The following is a 20,717-nucleotide window of genomic DNA, read 5'->3' on the forward strand; positions in this document are numbered from 1 at the left end:
TTAGAAATTGCAGCTATACAGACAAAACCCACGGAGGTGGGTTTCAATTTGCTGGAGTCCACGCAGACGGACTTAGTTTGTGCAGCCGTTATGTATTTCTACCAGAACCTCTAACTCAGCCAAAATTAGCGATCGCCTTGCTCATCACCAACTGGCTATAGGCTTACCAGAGAAAGGGTTGGTGGTGTTATGAGGCCATTGTTAGATATTCAACCATAATGGGCATACTGTAAATATCAAGTAATTAAGCATCGAAACAGGATAAACAGTATGTTGACGATAACGTGGCAAGAAGAGATTGCATTATTGAAACAAGATTTGAGTAAGGAAATAAATAAAATTTCAGGCCATTCGGAAATTAATATACCTAATCATATTTGCATTAATAACCTGAAATCCAAGTTAGAGCGATTAGATGAAATAGAAAAAATTCTTAGTATAGAAAAATATAAAATTGCTTTTATAGGTACTATTGGTCAAGGAAAGACGACAGCTATTTGCCATCTTTTTAATTTAATAAGCGACTTCAATGTTTCCAAAACTATTGCTAATAAGCCTCGAAATGTAATCGAAACCAAAGAGCTACTATCAACTGGAGCAGGGAAAACTACTATATGTGAAGTAATTATCAAATCTTCGGAAAAAACTTACATAGAGATAGAGCCTTATACAGTTGATGAGATGGAAAATCTTATTTTTGAATTCTGCGACTATATTGCAGACAAAGATAATGCTAACCCAGATAAAAGGATAATTATTTCTCAAGAAATTGAAAGAGCTATTAGAAATGTTACAGAAATGAAGTTACGCTATCCAACAATTAATAATGAGGTAAAAAAAATTGATCTAGCTAAGGAAGAATTTGATAAGTTAGGATTAGATGAGTTTAAAAAACTTGCCTTAAATAATTCAAAACTTGAATCTAGAAATAATAATAAGATTGAATTTGACAATCAAAAGAACGAGCAAGAATGGATAAAAAATACCTTTGCTGCAATTAATAATGTTGAGTTAAAAGAGTTTGCTATTCCAAGAAAAATATATCTTTATGTGAGCTATGATGTTTTATCTGGCTCAAACTTGTCTCAGTTCGACTCAGTTGTAGATACTAAAGGACTTGATGAAAATCCAATTCGTAAAGACTTACAGAAATATATTGAGAATCAGGATACCATCTGTCTCTTTGTAACTCCCTTTAATGCTGCTCCTGAAACTAATATTAGTAAATTAATAGGCTATCATCTTACATCTAAATCAAAAGATTTTCATCATAGATTTGTAACTTTGGTATTACCTCACAAAAATGAACCGGAACAAGTTCATGGATGTAATAGCGATTATGATACAGGAATTCAAATCAGAAAAGAAGAGATTCAAGCTACATTCAGGCGTTTGAACCTAGATTTTTTTCTGGAAAATATTTTGTTCTATGATGCTTTGAGATACTATCGTAATGATATAGTCAAACTAAATACTGACCTTTATAGTGAAGAAGATGTCCAAGCAGATAAAAATAAATTTATCGAAGCTATAGCGGGTGTAGTAGAAGGTAGACGGAATATTTTATTGGACGAAATCAAGAATATTCAAGAAAGCTTTACGAAAATAAAAAGCAGTGGTGCTTTGACATCATCGGAAATCAAAGCAATTGAAATTGCCATTCAAAAGATAAAAGATTTCGAGGATTTGAGTAAAAGAGTACAAAGTTTTCTTTATGAAGATAAAGGTCAACTAGATAAAGGTTTTGTTACTAAATATGTTGAACATTATCGTAACCTCTATCCAGCATGGAATACTAAACACGCTATTCATAGAAACTTTGGCTTTTATGAGCCAAAAGATATAGATATATATTATGATATGAGGGTTTTTGCTGAGGGAATAAATGAAGATGAAATGTTGAAAAAGTTTACCAAACAACCAAAGCAGGAATTAGAAAATATCTTGAATGATCTGACATCTGTAAATGAATCTTTAAAGACATTCATCCCTGAATTAGTTATACAACTTAACTCATTGTATGACGATTTTATTAGTAAAGTAGGAAAAGAAATTCAAGAGAAAGCTAAAACAAAACTATCACCTGAAAGTGAAAGCAAAGATTCTAAATTCTGGCAGGCTCTAATTAACGAAAAAGGTAAAGTAAGACCTCCAGGTGAATCAAAAATAAATATTTTAAACCATATCGCCCTCCTCTGATGATTGTGGAAGTCAAGCGAGAAGAAGAAGACTTACAGAATCATGAGGAACAGATTGAAAGATACCTAAAAAAATCTGGTTCAGAAATAGGTATTTTATACAATTATCATGAAATTATTGCATATACGAAAAAAGACGCAGTATTTACGAGTAATTATCTCAATAGTCTTAAAGATGTACCACCGTTAATTTTACAAAATTCTAATAAATTAGAGAAGGATATATTAGAATTTGAAAAAGCTGTAAATGGAAGTTTTGATAGTTTTATTTATCTTATTAAAAAGTATGGTGAATATAAGCTGAATACAATAATTTTTAGACTTAAAAGTGAACAATTACCTGTCTTAGGTGCTTTCTTTGAATCTCAAGATTATCAGGTAAACTATCTTAGAAATGGTAAAATGCGGCAAAGCTTTAATTTCCAAGATTTTGAAAAGCTAGTTTCTATTATTTATTGACAAATATAACTTGTCTCCAAGTAACAAATGAGCGTAAAAAAATGGCAGGAATTATCCTTCCCAGTCTTGACGAGTATCGCACAGAAAATTATCTGCGATCGCATCATCAAATAAATAGGGGCAATGCTCTGGAAAAGTTCGTAATGGTAAGTTAGTTTCTCGAAGCGCCAAATCGACTCCCGCTTCAAAGCCATCTAACAAAGCTTCTTCTATTCGAGACTTTAAGCTATGGTTCTGCCGCAAATGCCTATTGATGGCGCGGCGCTGTTCTCGAATTGTTAAAAACCAACTGCGAGAGCGTTGTTCGGGTTGATACTCCCACTTCAAGAGATGACCGAGTAATACACTCAGACGACTCACGAGTTCCCGATACTCCTGTCTGCCCAAAGCTTGAATTTCCTCTTGCAGGTGTTGCCAGTCTAGTTCCATAACTAGCCTCTGTTCTAACGCTTTAGCCTGCTGCTGTGTCCAGCCATAGAAGTCTTGGTCATACAAAAAAGGTTTGTCCATAGAGTTGAACCTTGACAGCAAGAAACCACAAGCTACTTTGATCCGATTTTGCGCTAAATCGCCCTTAAAAAACTTAATTACGAATTACGAATTACGAATTACGAATTACGAATTACGAATTATTTTAATATTCAACTTGCTTTTGCTTCATCCCCGGATGCTTCAGCCACAGCCGCCAATCTCTCTGCCGCAGCTTGGACAATTTGAGCCACTTGAGCCAAAGGCATGTGCTGGATTTGTCTCAGAATCAGACTCAAATCTGAGGTTTCTGGAATTGGCTTGCCATCTATGCAGCTGATTAACTCTTCCATTGTGTAGCCTGCTTTCGATGCAATTCGAGCCAAATTTTCTGTATCTGGCACCTTCACACCTTTTTCCCACATCTGAACAGCAGTAGCAGATACCCCCAAAAGCTTACCAAATGCTCGCTGACTCATTGAACCGCGAGCTAGTTTAATGATTTCAATCAGTTTTTGTTTGCTTTCGATCTTCACTGCTTATATAGCTAGCCAACTTTATTTACAAGTCTACTTTCAATATTACAAGTTTACTTTTATATTGACAGCCTTGTGTTTTAGTACTAAACTATATCTCTGGTTGTAAATCGGCAACTACAGGCATCAAGCTAGTAGAATAACCCATCTATCTTTAATCAACCCAAAAAACTTAGTTTGCTACAGCGTTTGTGCTAGTAGCTCAACTTTGCTGCGAAGAAATAATATCGAAGGTGCATCATGTTTCGCAAGCCACGCAAAATTAATCAATATCGCCGCAAAGGTAAAAACCTTATAGCCACTAATAAAATTAAACCAGAACTGTGGAACATTTCTAAGGCAGAAACCAAAGAAGCTTTAAAAGTTAAAGGCTACGATGTTAAGCAAATCAAAAAAATCCACCTTCTGAAGCATCAAGTGTGTATTTCCTATTGGGATGTAAAAGGCAATATATGCAGCAGCTTTTTTAGCTACCGGATTTTTGCGCGTTGGCAAAAGGAAGTAGAAAAATTAATTTATATCTGTCAAACCCTAAAGGAATGGGCGAAGCTAAACTACGTTATGAAGTACGAATTTGCCTATTACCATTATCCCAGTGAAATAAAAGATACACTCGACATGATATTAGAAAACCACCTGTGTCTGTTAAAAACAACAGAACAACAAGTGATTTTACAGTATATTTAAGGGCAAAAATTAGTTAGCGGCAGAAGTCGCTAACTCCGCCAGCCGTTCCTGTTGGTCTAGAGATATACAAGATTGGATAAGCGTCTCTAAATCACCATCCAAAACAGGGGTAAGGGAATAATTCTGACCTAACCGATGATCGGTAGCGCGGTTATCTTTATAATTATAGGTGCGAATTTTTTCCGATCGCGATCCAGTACCAACCTGCGATCGCCGCATGGAAGTTACAGCTGCTTGTTGTTCGCTTAACTTGATGTCATACAACTTCGCCCGCAGAATTTGCATCGCCCGTTCTTTGTTTTGCAACTGGCTGCGTTCTTCTGTACAGAAAATGCGTATTCCCGTCGGTTTGTGCATCAAGTCAACGGCTGTTTCCACCTTGTTGACGTTTTGTCCACCAGCACCACCAGAACGAGCTGTAGTCATTTCAATATCTTTCGGGTCAATGTGAATTTCCACATCATCCACCTCTGGCATAATCGCCACGGTAGCTGTGGAAGTATGAACCCGTCCCCCAGATTCAGTTGCCGGCACGCGCTGCACACGATGCACTCCAGCTTCAAACTTTAGCTGGCTGTAAACGTCATTACCTTTAATTTCTAAAATGACCTCTTTCCAGCCACCCATTTCTCCACGAGATTCGCTCACTAGAGAAACTTTCCAACCTTGAGTCTGGGCATAGCGGGTGTACATCTGCATCAAATCGCCAGCCCAAATGCTTGCTTCATCGCCACCAGTACCAGCGCGAATTTCCAACATGATATTCTTTTCATCATTGGGATCGCGTGGTAGCAGTAAGACTTTCAAGCGAGACTCTAAATGTTCTATTTTTTCTTCAAGTTCTTTTACTTCCAGTGATGCCATTTCTTGCAACTCTGGGTCACTTGCAGATTCTTTGTAAACCTGACGCGCTCCAATTAAGTCTTCTTGGGCTGTTTTCCAAATTTCATAAGTATCAACAACCTCTTCCAAAGAAGAACGAGACTTAGCAATTTCTTGATACTCATCAGGATTGCTAGCGGTATCGGGGTCGCCAAGACGACGGGTTAATTCATTAAAAGTTTGTTCAACGGATTTTAGTTTGTCTAGTAAGTATGATTCAGCCATGACGAGTGCGATCGCTCCTTAAAAAATAACAAATTGGCTCGAGCATATAAATGAAAATCGACCCAGCTGATGCAGGGCCGTCGTTAACAGCAGAGCCAACTCGCTACTTTTTGTCTTGTTCGTCGCCAGATGTTTGAGTGCTGCTCATACCGTACTTGCGGAGGAAGCGCTCTACTCGACCCTCAGTGTCAATAATCTTCTGAGTGCCGGTGTAAAAGGGGTGATTTCCAGACCAAACATCTACGTGCAATTCTGGCTTGGTAGAGCCAATGGTCATAACAACTTGACCGTTGCAGTAAACTTTAGCATCTGGATACCACTTGGGGTGAATATCAGCTTTAGCCATTGTTCTTTTTGTGATGAATCTATATCAATTATAACTTTCAGCGTTCAATTGCAGCTAGGGAGTGGGGAGTAGGGGGAGATGAGGAAGTGGGAAAAACCAATGCCCCATGCCCAATTCCCAATGCCCAATTCCCTAACGCTTAGAGTACTGAGGCGCTTTCCGGGCTTTATGTAAACCATATTTCTTCCGCTCTTTTGCTCTCGGATCGCGAGTCAAATAACCTTCGGTTTTCAAAGGTGGGCGGTTGTCTGGGTCTAGTTGGCATAAAGCACGAGCAACTCCCAAACGAACAGAATCAGCCTGTCCGGTCAAGCCGCCGCCTTCTGCTTTCACCAAAATGTCATATTCGTTTTCTAGTCCCAGAGTTTCCAGGGGTGCTTTAATCACTCCTAGGTAGTTGGGGTTAAATTGGAAATACAAATTTCCATCTTTACCGTTCACAGTCAGTTGACCGGTACCTGGAACCAAGCGTACCCTTGCTACTGCATTCTTACGACGGCCAGTACCCCAGTATACGGCGCGACCGCTATTAGCATCTGCTACTACCATTAATTTTCTTCTCCAGGAATTGTACTAACTTTTAGTTCTTTGGGTTTTTGAGCATCATGGGGATGCGTAGGCCCAGCGTAAACCTTCAGCTTGGTGAACAACTGCTTACCCAGGCTATTTTTAGGTAGCATACCTTTAACAGCTTGTTCTAAAATCCGCTCTGGTATGCGGTCTTGCAGTTTAGCGAAAGTTTCCGTTTTCATCCCACCGGGACGACCAGAATGGCGGCGGTAAAGCTTTTGAGTACGCTTTTTGCCTGTGACTGCTACTTTCTCGGCATTGATGACGATTACGAAGTCACCTGTATCTAGATGAGGTGTATATTCGGGTTTCTTTTTGCCTCTCAATACCTGAGCGATTTCGCTGGCGAGGCGACCGAGACGTTTATCGGTGGCATCTACTATGTACCACTCACGCTCAAGGGTTGCTTGAGAAGGAAGGTATGTTTTAACTGTTGTCATTTGTCATTTGTCCTTTGTCATTTTTAATTTGTCATTAGTCATTTGTCTTTTGTCATTTGTCAGTTGTCCTTTGTTATTCACTAATGACCTTTGTAGAGACGCGATTAATCGCGTCTCTACTGACCAATGACTAATGACTCTTGACTAGTGACGAACTTTGGCAAGGTGTCGTACCAAATCTCTTTTGGAAAGGGAAAATCGGGATAGCCGACTCGCAACAAGCACAAGCCTTGAGGCGGTGCGGCATATTTCACTTCTTCCCGGCGTTCTTCTTTCCAGAGTTCGGTGAAGCTAGAAAGTGTTCGTTGTCCAGAACCTACTTCTACCAGCATCCCTACCAACAGCCGTACCATGCCATACAAAAATCCATCTGCCTGTATTTCAATATGGATAAATGGCCCACTGCGACGACACTCTACTGCTTGCACCTCTACCCAGGAATGCGATCGCTTTGAGCCTGCACGGTGAAAAGCAGCTAAGTGATGCTTTCCCAAGAGAGGTTTCAAGGCAGCTTGGATTAAAGATTCATCCAGGGGTGCATAATAATAATGCCAACTGAAGGGTCTTACAAACAAGTTAAGCCGATCTTCAGTATATATTGTGTAGCGATACCGTCGATAGACTGCACTAAAGCGAGCGTGCCAACGGTTATCGACACTAGCTGAAGCCCTGATTAATATATCTGGCGGCAGGTAGCTGTTGAGGATTGTTGCCCACTTGTGAGGCGGAATGAAACCTGTTGCTTCAAAATGGGCTACTTGAGCAGCAGCGTGAACTCCAGAATCGGTTCGCCCAGCACCGTGTAATGTTACATGATGCCCAAGAATAGTAGCGATCGCAATTTCAATCTCTTCTTGAACTGTCCGGTGTTGTTTTTGCCGTTGCCAGCCATGAAAATGAGTGCCCAGGTATTGGATTACCAAGGCTACTCGATGAGTTTGTGTAGGCTGGTGGCTTTCTAACATACAGATTTTGTCCTTTGTCTTTTGTCATTTGTCCTACCCTTCGGGAAGCCGCCCTCCGGGCGTCTATGTCACTTGTCCTTTGTTATTCACTAATGACCAATGACTAATGACTAATGACGAATGACCAATGACTTAAACCAATTCAATTATTGCCATTTTTGCATTATCACCCCGACGCGGTACGGTACGCAGGATGCGGGTATAACCGCCCTGGCGATCGCCATATCGAGTTGGAGCTTGCTCAAATAGAGCGTGAACCAGTTGTTTGTCGAAGATATAGCCAAGAGCTTCCCGACGTGCTGACAAGGAGCCATTTTTGGCTAGGGTAATCATTTTCTCCACTTCACTTCTGAGAACTTTCGCTCTAATTAAAGTGGTGGTGATCTTACCATGACGGATCAGCTCGGTGGCGAGCGATCGCAGTAAAGCACGGCGTTGATCGGCTGGTTTACTGAGTTTTTTGACGCGACAACGGTGACGCATAATTATGCACTATGAATTATGAAGGTTTTTCTTAAGGGTGTTTAGAGCCTCTTTCCATTGGCAGTGTGATGCCCAAGCGTCGTTGCAAAGCTTCCACGACTTCTTCTGCTGACTTCTGCCCAAAGTTCTTAATTTCTAAGAGGTCTTCTTGGGTATAATCCAACAAATCTGCCACAGAGTTAACTTGTGCCCGTTTGAGACAGTTGTATGCCCGCACAGAAAGTTGCAACTCTTCGATGGGGATCTGGGCAGTTGGATCGTCTGGAATATCGGAACCTGTATCTGTTGGTTCTAGGGAGATGTCTTTCAACGGGTTGAATAAATCTACCAAGATCGCAGCGGCCGAAGATAGTGCTTCTTGAGGGGAAATACTGCCATTTGTCCAAACTTCCAACAGTAGTCGGTCTTTTGGAATCAAGCCTTCTCCACGAGATTCTTCAACACTGTAGTTGACTTTTCGCACCGGCATAAATATCGAGTCGATTTGCAGAAAATCCAACGATGTGGCTTCCTCACGTCCTCGCTCTACAGTACGATAGCCTTTGCCTTTCTCGATCCGAAATTCCATTTCCAGTTTTCCACCCTCAGCAATGGTGGCTACATACTGGGTCGGATCGATGACTTCTACTTCACTGGGCAAATCAAAATGCGCCGCAGTGATTGTTGTTGGCCCGGTAACGAGTAATCTTCCAATCTGAGGCTGCGAAGAATAGTTTTTGAGGATAACTTCCTTCATTTTCATGAGGATTTCCAGCACATCTTCCCGCACGCCCGGAACTGTAGCAAACTCGTGTGAAACGCCCGCAATCCGCACTGCTGTAACTGCTGTACCTTCTAAATTAGATAGTAAAACCCGCCGCAGTGCGTTGCCAACAGTTGTTCCTTGACCGCGTTCTAGAGGTTCCAAAACAAATTTACTGTAATGGTTCCGACTTTCTTCGGTATTCGACTCTACACATTCAATTTGAAACTGCGCCACGGATGAGCCTCCCTTTTTCTAAGGTGCTGCTAGCAGACAAATCAATTGCCTCCAGAATTGAATTTATGTCCTGTAGATTATTAGGTCTATCAAACTATTAGTATAAAATTACGGTATAGTTTGACACTCCCATTCAGCTTGCAGGCGCTAATAATATTTTGGGTAGCCTGAAGCTTAACAGCTTTCCCGGCGGGAAAATCTGACACGCTTCTGGTCGCCCAAGCTTTAACTTAATGACAGTTTGAACGTTAGACGCTCAAGCGGTCATTGTTGGCTGTAACTTTTCGTCCTCACTGCCCAAGTTTTGGTATTTAAACTCGACGGCGCTTGGGTGGACGACAACCATTGTGAGGAATGGGGGTAATATCCCGAATCAGTGTAATTTCCAGTCCTGCTCCTTGAAGTGCCCGGATAGCGGTTTCTCTACCTGCTCCTGGGCCACTGACCATTACTTCAATTTGGCGCATTCCTTGATCGATAGCTCGACGGGCTGCACTTTCAGCAGCGGTTTGCGCTGCAAAGGGAGTTCCCTTTTTTGCTCCCTTAAAACCGCTAGAACCAGCGCTGGCCCAGGAGATGACATCTCCGTTTTGATCGGTAATGGTGACAATGCTATTGTTGAAAGTAGACTGGATGTAGGCCATCCCACTGGGTACATTCCGTTTCTGCTTCTTGCTCCCGGATTTTTTAGTTGGTTGTCTCGCCATACTTGTTTAGTTGATTTAAGGTAAAACTTGCTCGGATTAACAAGCGTTGCAAAATTATTTCCCTGGAGCCTTCTTCTTCCCAGCCACTGTCTGCCTTCTGCCTCGACGGGTTCTGGCATTGGTGCGAGTTCTTTGTCCTCTAACTGGTAAGCCCATGCGATGACGACGGCCTCTGTAGGTACCAATGTCAACTAAGCGCTTGATGTTCAAAGACTCCAAGCGCCGCAAGTCGCCTTCAACTTGATAGTTGCTTTCTATTTCCCCTCGTAGGGCTGTTACATCGGCATCACTTAAGTCCTTAACGCGGATGTCTGGGTTCACACCAGTTGCCGCTATAATTTCTTGAGCGCGTGATAACCCAATTCCGTAGATATAAGTCAGACCGATCTCGACGCGCTTATCGCGTGGAAGGTCTACTCCGGCAATACGTGCCACAATGAACTCTCCCTATTGTTGTCGCAATTACTGTTGGTTGGAAAAACGTGATTGATCGCGTCTTTTCGTTTTAATGATGATATGCGTGTTACAACTAGCTCTGTTGGTAAGAGCGTTATCCTTGACGTTGTTTATGCTTGGGGTTCACGCAAATCACCATGACGCGACCACGACGTTTGATCACGTTACATTTTTCACAAATTTTCTTGACTGAGGCTCTAACTTTCATGCCTTTTATTTTTTGACTCCAAATATAAAATTATAGCATTTCTAGGGAAATTAATCCAGTTAAATGACTAATAAACAGTCAAAAAAATGGTTTTATGGTAAGATTCTCTACATATAGTTACTAGTTACTTCTTGCGTAGTCGATAGGTAATTCTGCCTTTGGTCAAGTCGTAGGGGGTTAACTCCACCTTGACGCGATCGCCGGGCAAAATCTTGATATAATTTCGGCGAATCTTGCCGGAAATGTGTGCTAGCACGTTAAAGCCATTGTCCAAGTCAACGCGAAACATCGCATTGGGCAAGGACTCTGTAACCGTGCCTTCCATTTCAATCAAATCTTGCTTAGACAATTTGTTTTTTCCTCAACTCAACAATTTCGTGTTCAGTTGCAGCGCTTCATCTGCAAAGAAACACATTTTAAGAAATATATCAACAGTTTATTAATATATCTTAGCTAAAATTGATCTTTTTCTTGGGAGGGGAAGTGGGGAATAGGGAATTCTATACTCTCTATTCCCCTTCTTTTCACGAAGCGATTACCTTTTGTAGCTCACTAGTGACATCTTCTTGGGACTGATTGCCATTGACTGTTAGGAGTTTTTTGCGATCGCCGTAATAATCAATTAAAGGTGCAGTTTCAGCGCGGTACACTTCTAAACGACGACGAATCACCTCTTCGGTATCATCTTTTCGTCCTCTAGCTAGCAAACGTGCGATGACAATTTCATCTGGTGCATCTAAATTGACTACCCTTTCGCCACCTTGATGTATTGCTTCCAGTAACTTCTCCAGAAAAGCTGCTTGGGTCACTTTTCGGGGAAATCCATCTAGAATCCAACCATTTTTAGCATCTGGTTGATCGAGGCGCTCCTGTACCAAGTCCTCCACTAGCTGGTCGGGTACTAACTCGCCGCTATCAACATAACCTTGAGCTTTGATTCCTAAAGGAGTCTGCTCTTTCATGGCTTGTCTTAATATTTCACCAGTAGAAATATGGGGAATATTCAAATGTTCAGCCAAGGTTTGAGCTTGTGTTCCTTTACCTGCTCCAGGTGGCCCCAAGAAGATTAATCGCGTCACTATTATTTCACCATTCCTTCATAGCGCTGAGAGATGACATAAGTTTGGACTTGTTTGGCTGTCTCAATTGCCACACCAACTAAAATTAACAACGAGGTTGCACCTATTCCCCGGAAAGTTTTCACATTCAAAGCGCTTTCTACGGCAGTGGGGATAATAGCAACGAAGCCCAAAAAGATCGCACCCAAAAAAGTTAGTCGGTTGGACACGCGTTCGATATACTCGCTAGTTGCCTTGCCGGGACGAATTCCAGGAATACTAGAACCCATTTTCTTCAAGTTCTGCGCCACATCTACCGGGTTGAGAATCAACGAAGAATAGAAGTAGCTGAAGAAAACAATGGAAACCATGTAGACCAAGGCATAGACCCAGGAGCTAGAACCGCTTGGACTCAAATAAGTGTTAACTATATTCGCCAAATCGGCATTTTTAGTAAAATTGGCGATCAGCAGTGGCAAACTGAGGATGGCAGCAGCAAAAATAATTGGCATTACGCCGCCTTGATTTAGCCGCAGTGGCAGATAACTACGCTGCTCTGCCAAAACTCTTCGACCTACTTGGCGACGAGCTGAAATAATTGGGATGCGTCGCATTCCTTCTTGAACAATCACAATACCAACAATTGTTGCGAGGAAAACTAAGATCAACACGATCACCCGACCAACTGCTTCCCTACCGCCGACTTGCACCAAGTCGATGGTATCACCCAAAGCTTTTGGTAATGACGCAACAATGTTGACAAAAATCAACAATGATGCTCCGTTCCCAATACCCCGTTCTGTAATTAGTTCTGATGCCCACATGACGAACATCGAACCAGCAGTCAGAGCGATCGCAGTTTCAGCTACGAAGATTGGCCCTGGCTTTAAGGCGAATTGCTGGAGGAATAATGCCGAAAAAGCTGTACTTTGAAGAATTGCCCAAACTACAGTTACATATCGGGTAATTTGCGATATTTTTCGCCGACCGGCTTCCCCTTCATTTTTCTGTAAATTTTCTAAAGATGGAATCGCCGCAGTGAGCAATTGGATGATAATAGACGCATTAATGAAGGGCAGAATTCCTAAAGCAAAGACTCCTAAAGTCGAAAGTCCTCGCCCAGAAAATATATCCAATAAGCCAAATATGGAATTACTGCCCGATATGGCTTCAGCAAATCTCGGTCTATCAATCCCTGGCACGGGTAAGAAAATACCCAGGCGAACCAAAATTAAAATACCGACGGTGACAAGCAGCCTACCTCTAAGGCCAGCTGCCTGTGCCATCTGCATAAAAGTTTCTTGAGCCGTTGGGGCTTTATCTCGACTGATCATAGAGTGCTACCTTTATAGTGAACCAAGCACTGGCAGCGAGTTGGCTTACATTTAAGTGCGCTGTTCCGGCTCACTCATAAGACTTCACAACTACCACCAGCTGCCTCAATTTTGCTACGAGCTGAACCTGTAAAAGCTGCCGCTTGTACTTTGAGCGGAATGCTCAATTCCCCGTTACCTAAAACTTTCAATGGCCCTTTGACAGCAGTCAGGATACCTGCGGCTTTCAATGAGGTCAAAGTTACTTCCGTATTCGCGGGAAGGGAGGCTAGCTTCTCTACATTAATCGTAGTGTAAATCTTCTGATTAATAATCGGAAAGCCCTTCAGCTTAGGTAAGCGGCGGTACAATGGCTGTTGACCACCTTCAAAACCTGGTCGGGTACCACTACCAGAACGAGATTTTTGACCCCGCATACCTAGACCAGCACTAGCGCCTTGACCGGCAGAAATACCTCTAGCTACACGCTTCTTGCGTTTCTTTGAGCCTTTTTGCGGCTTAACATCATGGAGTCTCATAAGTTATCAAGTTCTCATTTGTCGTTTGTCATTTGTGAGCCAGTGCGGTCTTGGGGGTCTCCCCCATGAGTAACTGGCGAACCCGTAGGGGCGTTTGTCATTTGTCATTTGTCCTTTGTTATTCACTAATGACTAATGACCAATGACTAATGACTAAATTAGATGTAGAGATTTTGAATAGGAATACCGCGATCTTCGGCGACTTCAGAAAGGGTACGCAGTGTAGATAAGGCATTAACTGCGGCTCTAGCATTATTGAGTGGATTGTTGGAGCCTAGTTGCTTGGCTAAAACGTTACGAACTCCTGCCAATTCCAACACAGTTCGCACAGCACCACCCGCAATTACCCCAGTACCAGGTGAGGCTGGGCGCATCATCACTTTCGCACCGCCACCGACGCCATCAATGGGATGGGGGATGGAGTTGGATTTGGTGATTGGGATATCAATAAGGTGTTTTTTGCCGTCGGCTACGCCTTTTTTAACGGCACCTATTACATCTGAAGCTTTGCCTACTCCAACTCCAACCTGACCGCGTTCGTTACCAACGACAACGATCGCTCGGAAGCTGAGTTTTTTACCACCTTTGACCACTTTACTTACGCGGCGGATTTGGATAACCCGCTCTTGCCAAGTGGTTTCTTCTTTTTTGGCACGCTTTGTTCTACTTTTACGCTCTGTTGCCATAATTTATGCTCTGGTGAACGTCAGTTGTCAGTTGTCATTTGTCCTTTGTCATTTGTCCAATAACTAATGACTAATGACTTTAGAAATCTAAACCAGCTTCGCGTGCTGCATCAGCTAGTGCTTTGACACGACCATGATATAAGTTACCACCGCGATCAAAGACTACTTTGGTGATGCCTTTTTCTAGCGATCGCACTGCGATCAACTTACCAACTTGTACCGATGCATCGCGGTTTGCACATGACGCTAAACTAGATTTCAACTCTGGTTCTACGGTCGATGCAGCCACGATGGTTTGATGCTGAGTATCATCAATCAGCTGGGCATAAATATGCTCATTAGAACGGAATACCGCTAAACGCGGACGTTCTGGGGAGCCAATAACTTTGCCACGAACGCGTCGATGACGACGGTTTTTTGATTCTCTACGAGTAAGTTTCATTTCTACTTCTTACCACCCTTACCAGTCTTACCAGCTTTCCGTCTTACCACTTCACCGGCATAGCGAATGCCTTTACCTTTGTAAGGTTCTGGTGGACGAACGGCACGAATTTTGGCGGCTGTGTTACCGACGATTTCTTTGTCATAGCCACTGACAATGACGTTAGTGGTACCTTCTACGGCAAACTGAATTCCATCTGGTGGTTCAATTTGCACTTGATGGCTGTAACCCATATTCAAAACTAGGTTACGCCCTTGAAGTTGTGCCCTGTAACCAACACCTTGAATTTCCAAACGGCGCTGAAAACCTTGGGAAACTCCCTCGACCATGTTGGCAACTAAAGTACGGCTCAAGCCGTGTAGCTGCTTTGAGGTACGAGTTTCATCCCGACGATTTACGTGTAATATTTCCCCCTCTTGAGAGAGTGAGACATTATCTCTGAGAGTGCGAGAAAGTTCTCCTTTCGGGCCTTTCACCACAATATTTGTACCATCGATCGCCACTTGAACTTTGGCGGGAATAGTAATTGGACGTTTACCAATACGAGACATGACTTTTTGTCCTTTGTTATTTGTCCTTTGCCTTTTGTCCTTTGTCTTTCACTAATGACAAATGACTAATGACCAATGACTACCAAACGTAACAAAGTACTTCGCCACCCAAGTTCTGACGTCGCGCTTCGCGGTCAGTCATAATGCCACTGGATGTAGAAATAATGGCAATGCCAATGCCGCCTAGTACCCTTGGTAATTCTTTTCGATTTGAATAAACACGTAAGCCAGGCTTACTGACCCGCTTTAAGGCGGTGATCAGAGGCTGACGGTTTTTTCCCTTGTATTTTAGGGAAATCACCAGATTGCGTTTTACCCCTTCTTCTGCTTCTTCGATTTCAGCAATAAAGCCTTCCTCCCGTAGCACTTTGGCAATGCTTCGGGTCAATTTTGTCGCTGGCACTTGTGTAGTTTGATGCCGCGCCAGGTTGGCATTGCGGATGCGCGTCAGCATATCTGCAATTGTGTCGTTAGCCGCCATCGTTCCCTCTATAGATGAACTTACTGATCGCGAAAGGGCATTCCTAATTCTTTAAGTAAGGCGCGTCCCTCTTCGTCGTTTTTTGCTGTGGTGATGATGGAAATATCCATCCCACGCACTTGATCGATGCTGTCGTATTCGACTTCTGGAAAAATTAGCTGTTCTCTCACGCCCAGAGTATAGTTACCGCGTCCGTCAAAGCTTTTAGGGCTAACACCGCGAAAATCTCGAATTCTGGGTAGTGACAGGCTAACTAACCGATCGAAAAAGGCATACATCCGTTCGGCTCTGAGAGTAACCATGATCCCCACAGGCATCCCTTGACGAATCTTAAAGCCAGCGATCGCCTTTTTCGCCCGTGTCACCACTGGTTTTTGACCTGTTACCAGGGCAATTTCGTTAATGGATGCCTCTAGAGACTTCGCATTTTGAGCTGCTTCACCCAAACCCCGGTTAATCGTAACCTTTACCAACTTCGGTACTTGATGAACGTTGGTATATTGAAACTGATTAATCAGTTTGGGGACGATTGTCTCTTGATATAAGGTTTTGAGTCTTGTTGTCGGCATAGTTTTTTGTCCTGATATCCCTGGGCTTGGTCAGGGAACTTTTATTGTCCTTTGTTATTTGTCCTTTGTCTTTTGTTATTTGTCTTTTTACTAATAACTAATGACTAATGACCAATGACTAATGACTATTTATCTAGAATTTCGCCAGTTTTCTTGAGTTTTCTGACCTTTTTGCCTTCTGAGGTAAAGGTGTAACCAACACGACTGGCAACGTTTTGCTTGGTGGAATAAAGCATCACGTTGGAGCTATGAATTGGGAATTCTTGGGTAATAATTCGCCCTGATTCCCCTTCTTGCTGAGGTTTGACGTGCTTGGTTTTAATGTTGACACCCTTGACGATGACTTTACTCAGTTGGGGAAGTGCCTGGATAATTTCACCAACTTTTCCTTTGTCTTTGCCAGCAATCACTTGTACGGTGTCGCCAGTTTTGACGTGCATTTTGTGGAATACTTTGGGCGTACCCTGTTTGGTTGCCATTAAAGCACCTCCGGAGCCAGAGAAACAATTTTAGTAAAGTTTTTATCGCGCAGTTCCCGTGCAACTGGGCCAAAAACCCGTGTGCCTCTAGGATTACCATCTTTGTTGATGATTACAGCGGCGTTATCATCAAAGCGAATACTCATGCCGCTGTCACGATTTACAGCTTTCCGAGTCCTGACAATTACTGCTTCCACGACATCAGACTTTTTTACAGCCATGTTAGGTGTAGCATCTTTGACAACTGCGATAATTTTATCGCCAATAAAACCATAACGGCGGTTGCCTCCGCCTAAGATGCGGATGCACATCAGTTTGCGGGCGCCGCTATTATCTGCGACATTCAGGTAAGTCTGGGGTTGAATCACAATTATTCTCCCTTGTAATGTTGTTAGTTGCTAACAACGATGAGGTTTAAGTAGGCTTGACGTTCAGGACTTCTGTGATTTTCCAGCGCTTGGTTTTACTCAGGGGTCTAGTTTCCTGAATGCGAACGCGATCGCCTACTTTACACTGATTTTCTTCGTCGTGAACTTTATATCGTTGGGTGTTAACCACAATCTTGCCGTACTTGGGGTGAGGAGCGCGGTTTTCTATGGCGACTACCACAGTTTTTTGCATTTTATCGCTCACTACCAAGCCAACTCGTTCTTTAACTGCCATAATCTCCTACTTTGCTTCTTTAGCCGATTGACTTGCTGCCCGTTTGCGTTCTGTTTCTAGCGTCAGCAATTGGGCTAGGCGGTGGCGCAATTGTCGAAACTGGTGGGGCTTTTCTAGTTGTCTGGTGGCTTTTTGCAAGCGCAACTGAAATAGTTGTCTTTTGATCGCGACAATTTCATCAGAGAGCTTCTCGTCGCTTAATTCTCTAGCTTCTGAAATCTTGGGAAGAGGCATAAGCTACTCCTGCTCCTGTGGTTGAGAGCGCACAATAAACTTAGTTTTGATGGGCAGTTTAAATGAAGCCAAACGCATCGCTTCACGAGCGATTTCTTCAGAAACTCCACCAATTTCAAACAAAATTCGTCCTGGCTTGACTACAGCTACCCAAAACTCTGGATTACCTTTACCGGAACCCATCCGGGTTTCAGCAGGACGCATGGTTACAGGTTTATCAGGGAAAATCCGAATCCAGATTTGTCCACCCCGACGAATATAACGAGTCATTGCCCGACGGGAAGCCTCGATTTGACGCGAGGTAATCCAAGCAGGTTCTTGTGCTTGGAGTGCAAAATCACCGAAGTTGAGGGTACTACCACGGGTGGCTAGTCCTTCCATCCGTCCCCGCTGTTGTTTGCGGAATTTAGTTCTTCTAGGGCTTAACATGGTTTGTCATTTGTCATTTGTCATTTGCCATCTGCCATCTGCCATTTACTAATGACTAATGACGATTTATCCTTCATTTGAGCGGTCTTCAAATTGCTGGCGACGACGTTGTTGTTGACGGCGACGGGGTTCCCGATCGCGATCGCGGGGATCACGTTCGCGATCGCGGCTTGCGGGTGGTAGCGGATCTGGTTCCTGTCCAGGAATAATTTCTCCCTTAAACACCCATACTTTGATACCCAAAATGCCGTAAACAGTTTTTGCGGTGCAATAAGAGTAGTCAATGTCAGCCCGTAAGGTATGTAAAGGTACTCTCCCTTCACGAGTCCACTCTGTCCGGGCAATTTCCGCACCATTGAGCCGACCGCTAACTTGGATTTTAATACCTTGGACGCCAGCGCGTTGGGCGCGTTGAATCGATTGCCGCACTACCCGCCGAAAGGAAACCCGACGTTCCAATTGTTGAGCAATATATTCAGCAATTAGGTAGGCATCAGCATCAACTCGTTGAACTTCAACTACATTGATCCGAATTTGACGATTACTACCCAACAATCCTTGGAGTCCGGTACGTAAGGATTCAATACCTTGTCCACCACGACCCACTACTACGCCAGGTCTAGCTGTGCGTACTTCTAAGTCGATTTGGTCGGCTTTGCGCTCAATCCGTACTTCGGAAATTCCGGCGTTGTTTTGAGCCTGTCTACCCAGCTTTTGTTCTATATATTGACGGAGTTTGTAATCTTCTTGTAGAAGTTCTGGATAGCGATCAGGAACAGCAAACCAACGGGATTGATGTTCATGTGTAATACCCAGGCGAAAACCAACTGGATGAATCTTCTGTCCCACGAATGCTTCCTCTAAAATTTCTTACTTTACGCAATTTATTCGTGTAAACGTGCTTATTTTTCTGGGGCGGCTGCAACGGCCACAGTAATATGACACGTCGGCTTGCGAATTTGGTAAGCTCGACCTTGCGCTCTTGGCTGGAACCGCTTCAACGGCGGACCTTGATCGGCATAAGCCTGAGTAATCACTAGTTGAGTCCGATCTAACCCAGCGTTGTGTTCCGCATTGGCAGCAGCGCTTCTGAGAACCTTCAAGATGGGTTCAGTGGCGCGATAGGGCATGAATTCCAGGATGATTAACGCTTCTCGGTAAGATCGCCCCCGGATTTGATCGAGTACCCGACGCACTTTATAAGCCGAGATGCGGATAAAACGAGCGATCGCTTTTACTTCAGTAGTATTAGTAGCCATAATTTTCTCCAATTTTGTCCTTCGTCCTTCGTCCTTTATCCTTTGTCTTTTGTCGAAAGCTAATAACTAATGACCAATAACAAATGACAAATGACCAATGACTAATAACTACCTACCCGCTTTTTTGTCGCTTTTTCCATGACCCCTGTAGGTGCGTGTCGGGGCAAATTCACCCAACTTATGTCCTACCATCTGTTCATTTACAAAAACTGGAACGTGTTGTCGTCCGTTGTGAACAGCAATGGTATGACCTACCATTAGGGGCAAAATTGTTGAAGCTCTTGACCAAGTTTTAATAACTTCTTTTCTGTTGTTGTCGTTGAGCTTTTCAATTTTCTTTAAGAGATGATCCGCAACGAAAGGACCTTTTTTTAGAGAACGACCCATAGTTCAATTTTGGATTTAGGATTTAGGATTTAGGAGTGAGGAGTTAGGAGGGAGGAGTTAATAAGTTAGATTCAACTCATAACTCATAACTCATAACTTCTAACTCTTTAAGATTCACGACCACCGCGACCGCGTTTAGAAGACTTACGACGACGACGCACAATCAACTTGCTGCTAAGTTTCTTGCGATTGCGTGTCTTCGCACCCAATGTAGGTTTACCCCAAGGTGTAACAGGCCCCGATCTACCGATAGGCGCTCTACCTTCACCACCACCATGTGGGTGATCCACTGGGTTCATGACGCTACCTCTAACCTTAGGACGGCGACCTTTCCAGCGATTTCGTCCGGCTTTACCTGCACTCAGGTTTCTCGCGTCGGTGTTGCCTACTTGCCCAATAGTGGCGTAGCACTCGCGTCGAATCAAGCGGACTTCTCCTGAAGGTAACTTGAGAGTTACATAATTACCTTCTTTGGCCACGACTTGGGCGCTAGCACCAGCAGCACGTACAATTTGACCACCTTTACCAGGAGTGAATTCTACGTTGTGAACACTAGTACCTAAGGGAATCTTCCAAAGCGGTAAGGCATTACCATCTTCAAAGGGAGAATCAGGCCCAGAAACAATTATTGTTCCAACTTTCAATCCGTTGGGGTGAAGGATGTACCGTTTTTCGCCATCTTGGTAATACAAAAGGGCAATTCTGGCATTGCGGTTAGGATCGTATTCAATCGCTGCGACTTTGGCCGGAATATTATGTTTATCCCTTTTAAAATCGATGATCCGATAAAGTTGTTTGTGTCCGCCACCCCGGCGACGACTAGTAATCCGTCCGTGATTATTCCGACCTTTGGCGCGATGCTTCGAGGTTGTTAAGGATTTTTCTGGCTCGGTTCTGGTAATTTCCGCGAAGTCAGAGATTGTAACTTGGCGAGTGCTGGGGGTATAAGGGCGATAAGAACGAGTACCCATATTTTTAAGTGCTGAGTGCTGAGTGCTGAGTGTTGAGTCTTGAGTGT

33 protein-coding genes are annotated in these 20,717 nt (G+C 43.3%); 3 read left to right on the forward strand and 30 right to left on the reverse strand.

All coding sequences use genetic code 11. The annotated features are described in order from the left end of the window. The first annotated feature begins 270 nt into the window (after window positions 1-270). On the forward strand, window positions 271-2,199 hold the full coding sequence (locus HWQ42_RS30260) for a hypothetical protein (protein WP_292818553.1): 1,929 nt from the start codon (window positions 271-273) through the stop codon (window positions 2,197-2,199). Then, entirely contained in the window at window positions 2,199-2,657 is a 459-nt protein-coding gene (locus HWQ42_RS30265) for a hypothetical protein (RefSeq protein WP_292818556.1), read from the forward strand. Before HWQ42_RS30260 ends, HWQ42_RS30265 begins: the two co-directional genes overlap by 1 nt. A gap of 51 nt (window positions 2,658-2,708) precedes the next feature. On the opposite strand, the gene HWQ42_RS30270 is transcribed toward HWQ42_RS30265, so the two are convergent. Together HWQ42_RS30270 and HWQ42_RS30275 are read right to left on the reverse strand one after the other, a co-directional pair. Beyond that, window positions 2,709-3,167, reverse strand: coding sequence for a DUF29 domain-containing protein (locus HWQ42_RS30270; RefSeq protein WP_292818559.1), 459 nt, complete (start codon window positions 3,165-3,167; stop codon window positions 2,709-2,711). A gap of 131 nt (window positions 3,168-3,298) precedes the next feature. After that, complete coding sequence (locus HWQ42_RS30275) at window positions 3,299-3,661, reverse strand: helix-turn-helix transcriptional regulator (protein ID WP_094328443.1); 363 nt, start codon at window positions 3,659-3,661, stop codon at window positions 3,299-3,301. 240 nt (window positions 3,662-3,901) lie between these two features. Between HWQ42_RS30275 and HWQ42_RS30280 the strand changes: the two genes are divergently transcribed. Next, a complete protein-coding gene (locus HWQ42_RS30280; RefSeq protein WP_292818566.1) occupies window positions 3,902-4,348 on the forward strand; it encodes a hypothetical protein in 447 nt (148 codons plus the stop codon). 9 nt (window positions 4,349-4,357) lie between these two features. On the opposite strand, the gene prfA is transcribed toward HWQ42_RS30280, so the two are convergent. From prfA to rplB, 28 genes are all read right to left on the reverse strand, one after another. Next, window positions 4,358-5,455 carry a peptide chain release factor 1 gene (gene prfA, locus HWQ42_RS30285; RefSeq protein WP_292818569.1) on the reverse strand — a complete coding sequence of 366 codons (1,098 nt, stop codon included), beginning with the start codon at window positions 5,453-5,455 and terminating at the stop codon, window positions 4,358-4,360. A gap of 103 nt (window positions 5,456-5,558) precedes the next feature. Further along, window positions 5,559-5,801, reverse strand: a complete 243-nt coding sequence (gene rpmE, locus HWQ42_RS30290; RefSeq protein ID WP_069070756.1) for a 50S ribosomal protein L31 — start codon at window positions 5,799-5,801, stop codon at window positions 5,559-5,561. A 132-nt stretch (window positions 5,802-5,933) separates the two neighbouring features. After that, window positions 5,934-6,350, reverse strand: a complete 417-nt coding sequence (gene rpsI, locus HWQ42_RS30295; RefSeq protein WP_012410698.1) for a 30S ribosomal protein S9 — start codon at window positions 6,348-6,350, stop codon at window positions 5,934-5,936. After that, a complete protein-coding gene (gene rplM, locus HWQ42_RS30300; protein WP_012410699.1) occupies window positions 6,350-6,811 on the reverse strand; it encodes a 50S ribosomal protein L13 in 462 nt (153 codons plus the stop codon). Before rplM ends, rpsI begins: the two co-directional genes overlap by 1 nt. Before the next feature lie 116 nt (window positions 6,812-6,927). After that, window positions 6,928-7,776: a tRNA pseudouridine(38-40) synthase TruA gene (gene truA, locus HWQ42_RS30305; protein ID WP_292818574.1), complete on the reverse strand. Its 849-nt coding sequence runs from the start codon at window positions 7,774-7,776 to the stop codon at window positions 6,928-6,930. A 132-nt stretch (window positions 7,777-7,908) separates the two neighbouring features. Beyond that, window positions 7,909-8,259 carry a 50S ribosomal protein L17 gene (rplQ, locus tag HWQ42_RS30310; protein WP_094349105.1) on the reverse strand — a complete coding sequence of 117 codons (351 nt, stop codon included), beginning with the start codon at window positions 8,257-8,259 and terminating at the stop codon, window positions 7,909-7,911. Between the two features lie 31 nt (window positions 8,260-8,290). Beyond that, a complete protein-coding gene (locus HWQ42_RS30315) occupies window positions 8,291-9,238 on the reverse strand; it encodes a DNA-directed RNA polymerase subunit alpha (protein ID WP_118167590.1) in 948 nt (315 codons plus the stop codon). A 311-nt stretch (window positions 9,239-9,549) separates the two neighbouring features. Continuing rightward, window positions 9,550-9,945, reverse strand: a complete 396-nt coding sequence (gene rpsK / locus HWQ42_RS30320) for a 30S ribosomal protein S11 (protein ID WP_012410703.1) — start codon at window positions 9,943-9,945, stop codon at window positions 9,550-9,552. 54 nt (window positions 9,946-9,999) lie between these two features. Next, the gene (gene rpsM, locus HWQ42_RS30325; protein ID WP_094349103.1) at window positions 10,000-10,380 is read right to left on the reverse strand and encodes a 30S ribosomal protein S13; all 381 of its coding nucleotides are present in this window, start codon (window positions 10,378-10,380) and stop codon (window positions 10,000-10,002) included. 115 nt (window positions 10,381-10,495) lie between these two features. Then, window positions 10,496-10,609, reverse strand: a complete 114-nt coding sequence (gene rpmJ / locus HWQ42_RS30330; RefSeq protein ID WP_015129703.1) for a 50S ribosomal protein L36 — start codon at window positions 10,607-10,609, stop codon at window positions 10,496-10,498. 124 nt (window positions 10,610-10,733) lie between these two features. After that, on the reverse strand, window positions 10,734-10,958 hold the full coding sequence (gene infA, locus HWQ42_RS30335) for a translation initiation factor IF-1 (protein WP_006276978.1): 225 nt from the start codon (window positions 10,956-10,958) through the stop codon (window positions 10,734-10,736). Between the two features lie 175 nt (window positions 10,959-11,133). After that, on the reverse strand, window positions 11,134-11,688 hold the full coding sequence (locus tag HWQ42_RS30340) for an adenylate kinase (protein WP_292818577.1): 555 nt from the start codon (window positions 11,686-11,688) through the stop codon (window positions 11,134-11,136). A 2-nt stretch (window positions 11,689-11,690) separates the two neighbouring features. Then, complete coding sequence (gene secY / locus HWQ42_RS30345) at window positions 11,691-13,001, reverse strand: preprotein translocase subunit SecY (protein ID WP_292729126.1); 1,311 nt, start codon at window positions 12,999-13,001, stop codon at window positions 11,691-11,693. 74 nt (window positions 13,002-13,075) lie between these two features. Beyond that, a complete protein-coding gene (gene rplO / locus HWQ42_RS30350; RefSeq protein WP_292729123.1) occupies window positions 13,076-13,519 on the reverse strand; it encodes a 50S ribosomal protein L15 in 444 nt (147 codons plus the stop codon). Window positions 13,520-13,677: 158 nt separating this feature from the next. Next, entirely contained in the window at window positions 13,678-14,205 is a 528-nt protein-coding gene (rpsE, locus tag HWQ42_RS30355) for a 30S ribosomal protein S5 (protein WP_094349099.1), read from the reverse strand. A gap of 79 nt (window positions 14,206-14,284) precedes the next feature. Then, window positions 14,285-14,647: a 50S ribosomal protein L18 gene (gene rplR / locus HWQ42_RS30360; RefSeq protein ID WP_094349098.1), complete on the reverse strand. Its 363-nt coding sequence runs from the start codon at window positions 14,645-14,647 to the stop codon at window positions 14,285-14,287. A 2-nt stretch (window positions 14,648-14,649) separates the two neighbouring features. After that, a complete protein-coding gene (gene rplF, locus HWQ42_RS30365) occupies window positions 14,650-15,198 on the reverse strand; it encodes a 50S ribosomal protein L6 (RefSeq protein WP_163927942.1) in 549 nt (182 codons plus the stop codon). A 79-nt stretch (window positions 15,199-15,277) separates the two neighbouring features. Then, window positions 15,278-15,679 carry a 30S ribosomal protein S8 gene (gene rpsH, locus HWQ42_RS30370; RefSeq protein ID WP_094349096.1) on the reverse strand — a complete coding sequence of 134 codons (402 nt, stop codon included), beginning with the start codon at window positions 15,677-15,679 and terminating at the stop codon, window positions 15,278-15,280. A gap of 20 nt (window positions 15,680-15,699) precedes the next feature. After that, entirely contained in the window at window positions 15,700-16,248 is a 549-nt protein-coding gene (gene rplE, locus HWQ42_RS30375) for a 50S ribosomal protein L5 (protein WP_094349095.1), read from the reverse strand. Window positions 16,249-16,373: 125 nt separating this feature from the next. Next, complete coding sequence (gene rplX, locus HWQ42_RS30380; protein ID WP_292729115.1) at window positions 16,374-16,727, reverse strand: 50S ribosomal protein L24; 354 nt, start codon at window positions 16,725-16,727, stop codon at window positions 16,374-16,376. Then, complete coding sequence (rplN, locus tag HWQ42_RS30385) at window positions 16,727-17,095, reverse strand: 50S ribosomal protein L14 (protein WP_099101129.1); 369 nt, start codon at window positions 17,093-17,095, stop codon at window positions 16,727-16,729. Before rplN ends, rplX begins: the two co-directional genes overlap by 1 nt. A gap of 46 nt (window positions 17,096-17,141) precedes the next feature. After that, window positions 17,142-17,390 (reverse strand): 30S ribosomal protein S17, encoded by a 249-nt coding sequence (rpsQ, locus tag HWQ42_RS30390; protein ID WP_094349093.1) that lies wholly within the window; start codon window positions 17,388-17,390, stop codon window positions 17,142-17,144. Window positions 17,391-17,396: 6 nt separating this feature from the next. Further along, window positions 17,397-17,624, reverse strand: coding sequence for a 50S ribosomal protein L29 (gene rpmC, locus HWQ42_RS30395; RefSeq protein ID WP_289799262.1), 228 nt, complete (start codon window positions 17,622-17,624; stop codon window positions 17,397-17,399). 3 nt (window positions 17,625-17,627) lie between these two features. Continuing rightward, on the reverse strand, window positions 17,628-18,053 hold the full coding sequence (gene rplP, locus HWQ42_RS30400) for a 50S ribosomal protein L16 (RefSeq protein ID WP_012410718.1): 426 nt from the start codon (window positions 18,051-18,053) through the stop codon (window positions 17,628-17,630). A 66-nt stretch (window positions 18,054-18,119) separates the two neighbouring features. Then, on the reverse strand, window positions 18,120-18,902 hold the full coding sequence (gene rpsC / locus HWQ42_RS30405) for a 30S ribosomal protein S3 (RefSeq protein ID WP_094342453.1): 783 nt from the start codon (window positions 18,900-18,902) through the stop codon (window positions 18,120-18,122). A gap of 53 nt (window positions 18,903-18,955) precedes the next feature. Continuing rightward, a complete protein-coding gene (gene rplV, locus HWQ42_RS30410; protein ID WP_069070777.1) occupies window positions 18,956-19,312 on the reverse strand; it encodes a 50S ribosomal protein L22 in 357 nt (118 codons plus the stop codon). A gap of 108 nt (window positions 19,313-19,420) precedes the next feature. Then, a complete protein-coding gene (rpsS, locus tag HWQ42_RS30415; protein ID WP_012410721.1) occupies window positions 19,421-19,699 on the reverse strand; it encodes a 30S ribosomal protein S19 in 279 nt (92 codons plus the stop codon). 107 nt (window positions 19,700-19,806) lie between these two features. Next, complete coding sequence (gene rplB / locus HWQ42_RS30420) at window positions 19,807-20,670, reverse strand: 50S ribosomal protein L2 (RefSeq protein WP_094349090.1); 864 nt, start codon at window positions 20,668-20,670, stop codon at window positions 19,807-19,809. Window positions 20,671-20,717 lie beyond the last annotated feature (47 nt).

Source organism: Nostoc sp. JL23, assembly GCF_017115065.1.
In the GTDB taxonomy this organism is placed as follows: domain Bacteria; phylum Cyanobacteriota; class Cyanobacteriia; order Cyanobacteriales; family Nostocaceae; genus Nostoc; species Nostoc punctiforme_A.

Excerpts from the sequence above, each read along its gene's own strand:
- rplF (WP_163927942.1), bottom strand. The coding sequence starts at position 15,198 with ATGTCTCGTATTGGTAAACGTCCAATTACTATTCCCGCCAAAGTTCAA.
- HWQ42_RS30280 (WP_292818566.1), top strand. The coding sequence starts at position 3,902 with ATGTTTCGCAAGCCACGCAAAATTAATCAATATCGCCGCAAAGGTAAA.
- rpmJ (WP_015129703.1), bottom strand. The coding sequence starts at position 10,609 with ATGAAAGTTAGAGCCTCAGTCAAGAAAATTTGTGAAAAATGTAACGTG.
- rplB (WP_094349090.1), bottom strand. The coding sequence starts at position 20,670 with ATGGGTACTCGTTCTTATCGCCCTTATACCCCCAGCACTCGCCAAGTT.
- HWQ42_RS30265 (WP_292818556.1), top strand. The coding sequence starts at position 2,199 with ATGATTGTGGAAGTCAAGCGAGAAGAAGAAGACTTACAGAATCATGAG.
- rplV (WP_069070777.1), bottom strand. The coding sequence starts at position 19,312 with ATGGCTACTAATACTACTGAAGTAAAAGCGATCGCTCGTTTTATCCGC.
- rpsE (WP_094349099.1), bottom strand. The coding sequence starts at position 14,205 with ATGGCAACAGAGCGTAAAAGTAGAACAAAGCGTGCCAAAAAAGAAGAA.
- secY (WP_292729126.1), bottom strand. The coding sequence starts at position 13,001 with ATGATCAGTCGAGATAAAGCCCCAACGGCTCAAGAAACTTTTATGCAG.
- rplP (WP_012410718.1), bottom strand. The coding sequence starts at position 18,053 with ATGTTAAGCCCTAGAAGAACTAAATTCCGCAAACAACAGCGGGGACGG.
- truA (WP_292818574.1), bottom strand. The coding sequence starts at position 7,776 with ATGTTAGAAAGCCACCAGCCTACACAAACTCATCGAGTAGCCTTGGTA.
- rplM (WP_012410699.1), bottom strand. The coding sequence starts at position 6,811 with ATGACAACAGTTAAAACATACCTTCCTTCTCAAGCAACCCTTGAGCGT.
- HWQ42_RS30260 (WP_292818553.1), top strand. The coding sequence starts at position 271 with ATGTTGACGATAACGTGGCAAGAAGAGATTGCATTATTGAAACAAGAT.
- rplO (WP_292729123.1), bottom strand. The coding sequence starts at position 13,519 with ATGAGACTCCATGATGTTAAGCCGCAAAAAGGCTCAAAGAAACGCAAG.
- rpsH (WP_094349096.1), bottom strand. The coding sequence starts at position 15,679 with ATGGCGGCTAACGACACAATTGCAGATATGCTGACGCGCATCCGCAAT.
- rpsK (WP_012410703.1), bottom strand. The coding sequence starts at position 9,945 with ATGGCGAGACAACCAACTAAAAAATCCGGGAGCAAGAAGCAGAAACGG.
- rpsS (WP_012410721.1), bottom strand. The coding sequence starts at position 19,699 with ATGGGTCGTTCTCTAAAAAAAGGTCCTTTCGTTGCGGATCATCTCTTA.
- rplE (WP_094349095.1), bottom strand. The coding sequence starts at position 16,248 with ATGCCGACAACAAGACTCAAAACCTTATATCAAGAGACAATCGTCCCC.
- rpsI (WP_012410698.1), bottom strand. The coding sequence starts at position 6,350 with ATGGTAGTAGCAGATGCTAATAGCGGTCGCGCCGTATACTGGGGTACT.
- rplR (WP_094349098.1), bottom strand. The coding sequence starts at position 14,647 with ATGAAACTTACTCGTAGAGAATCAAAAAACCGTCGTCATCGACGCGTT.
- rpsQ (WP_094349093.1), bottom strand. The coding sequence starts at position 17,390 with ATGGCAGTTAAAGAACGAGTTGGCTTGGTAGTGAGCGATAAAATGCAA.
- rplQ (WP_094349105.1), bottom strand. The coding sequence starts at position 8,259 with ATGCGTCACCGTTGTCGCGTCAAAAAACTCAGTAAACCAGCCGATCAA.
- rpmC (WP_289799262.1), bottom strand. The coding sequence starts at position 17,624 with ATGCCTCTTCCCAAGATTTCAGAAGCTAGAGAATTAAGCGACGAGAAG.
- HWQ42_RS30270 (WP_292818559.1), bottom strand. The coding sequence starts at position 3,167 with ATGGACAAACCTTTTTTGTATGACCAAGACTTCTATGGCTGGACACAG.
- rpmE (WP_069070756.1), bottom strand. The coding sequence starts at position 5,801 with ATGGCTAAAGCTGATATTCACCCCAAGTGGTATCCAGATGCTAAAGTT.
- rplX (WP_292729115.1), bottom strand. The coding sequence starts at position 16,727 with ATGGCAACCAAACAGGGTACGCCCAAAGTATTCCACAAAATGCACGTC.
- prfA (WP_292818569.1), bottom strand. The coding sequence starts at position 5,455 with ATGGCTGAATCATACTTACTAGACAAACTAAAATCCGTTGAACAAACT.